Raw genomic sequence first — 1,775 nt, 5'->3', positions numbered from 1 at the left:
CGTCCGCGAGAAAGACGAATCCGGAGAAACAGATCCCGCCGCCCCACGCTATTTCTCCGCCTACGGAAGAGACGTCGACGTCCCCGAATCGCTGCTCTCCTTCGACCACGCCACGCGCCGCCTGGAGATCGCTGGAGGGTCCAGGAAGGACGCCAAGACCGACTCCGCGGCCGAGTCCATCCTCGACTTCCTGACGCTCTCTCCGAACTCCTCAGGCCGCCAGATCGAGGATGCACTCGCCGAGGAGCACCCCCAGAAGGCGATCCGAGAGGCGCTCAAGAAGCTCACCAACAGTGGCCGAGTGCTCACTGTCGACGGTCCTCGCAGGGCGAAACTCCACTCGATCAACCCCGAGCGCGTCAGTGCGTCAAGTGCGTCACCAGTGCGTCAACGCACATGTAGTGAGTGCGTCAGTGCGTCTATAGAAACGCACTGCACTCACTACTCGACCGACCCACGAGACCCCTACGACCTACTAACGCACTCAACCGAACCCGAGTGGATCCAGATCGACGACGAATGGATCAACACCCGCACCGGCGAAGCCCGAGCCGAGGAACCACGATGACCGCCCAATGGCTCAAGGACCGCCGAGCCGAATGGGCCCGCGCCGCCAACCTCCGCCCATGCCCCACATGCCGAGCCACGGTCCTCGCAGGCCTCGACGCCGACACCGCCGCCATCCCCACCCGCTGCGACCCAACCCCACTCACCGAAATGGGCGAAGCCGTCGCACTCCTCCAGGACCGAACCACCTACGACCTCATAAAAACCAAAACCGGCAAAGAACTCCACCGAAGAAACCCACACCACATAACCCAACCCCGCCGATTCCCCATATTCGCCACACACAAATGCAACAACCCACTCACCGCATTCATCGAAATCCCCCCACAGAAAGCCGAGGTCCACAATGACGACCAACCCCCGTTCTGACAGCGCCGCGGCAACGTTGGGTCGCCCCGCGCGCGAGGACTTCTTGAAGGTCGCGGAGATCGCCACACGGCTTCGCGTCTCGAAGATGACCGTGTATCGGCTGATCCATGACGGGGAGCTCGTCGGGGCGTACCGCGTCGGACGGCAGATGCGCGTCCCTGCCGCTGCGGTCGAGGCGTACCTGAAGGACAGCGTGATCAGCCATGGCTGACGACCGCTCTGAGATCGCAGGCCGCTGCCCCGCGTGCAAGGGTGCGACCCTGTTCGTGGGCGTCGGCGGGCATGTGACCTGCTCGCGACTGGACTGCCCCGCGCCTACCGCCGCCGACGACGCTCTCCACGAGGACGGGTACACGTTCATCCGCGAGGCCGACCTGGCCGACGTGTGCGCCCGCGCCGGCCTGGCCGAGGAGCGCCTTACCCTGGCCCGCCAGGCCCTCCAACTGGACCGCTACTTCACCGCCGACGAGGTCGGAGCTGACGTCGCCCCGCGGATCATCGAGCGCCTTTCGGAGCTGCGCGGCCGCGCAGAGAAGGCCGAGGATCGGCTCGCCGCTGACCAGCTCAAGCATCGCGCCGAGCGCGACATCTGGAAGGAGTGCGACGAAAAGCGGTGGCAGCAGGTTCGGCGCGCCGAGGCCGCCGTCGCGCGCATCCGCGCCTACATCGACCAAGACTTCCGCTTCTGGTGCTCCCCTTTCGGCGTTGCCGCTCAGTACGCCAACAGGCTGCTCGCCTTCATCGACCGGGTGAACGACTGATGACCTGCCTCGTCCGCGTCGTCTCATGGGCCACCGCCGACTACAGCACCCTCCTCGACAGCACCGCCCGTGCCCGCC

The 1,775-nt window shown here is 65.7% G+C and carries 3 protein-coding genes; all 3 read left to right on the top strand.

Annotated elements, in window-relative coordinates; all coding sequences use genetic code 11:
• On the top strand, positions 1-568 hold a 568-nt coding region (locus tag ACFSKW_RS54735), incomplete at its 5' end, for a hypothetical protein (RefSeq protein ID WP_379583848.1).
• A gap of 345 nt (positions 569-913) precedes the next feature.
• Positions 914-1,147, top strand: a complete 234-nt coding sequence (locus ACFSKW_RS54730) for a helix-turn-helix domain-containing protein (RefSeq protein ID WP_379583846.1) — start codon at positions 914-916, stop codon at positions 1,145-1,147.
• Positions 1,140-1,697, top strand: a complete 558-nt coding sequence (locus tag ACFSKW_RS54725) for a DUF6085 family protein (RefSeq protein ID WP_379583844.1) — start codon at positions 1,140-1,142, stop codon at positions 1,695-1,697. Before ACFSKW_RS54730 ends, ACFSKW_RS54725 begins: the two co-directional genes overlap by 8 nt.
• The last annotated feature ends 78 nt before the right edge of the window (positions 1,698-1,775 follow it).

This window comes from Nonomuraea mangrovi (genome assembly GCF_042681425.1).
Classification (GTDB): Bacteria; Actinomycetota; Actinomycetes; order Streptosporangiales; family Streptosporangiaceae; genus Nonomuraea; species Nonomuraea mangrovi.
This window is presented reverse-complemented; position numbering and strand designations above follow the sequence as displayed.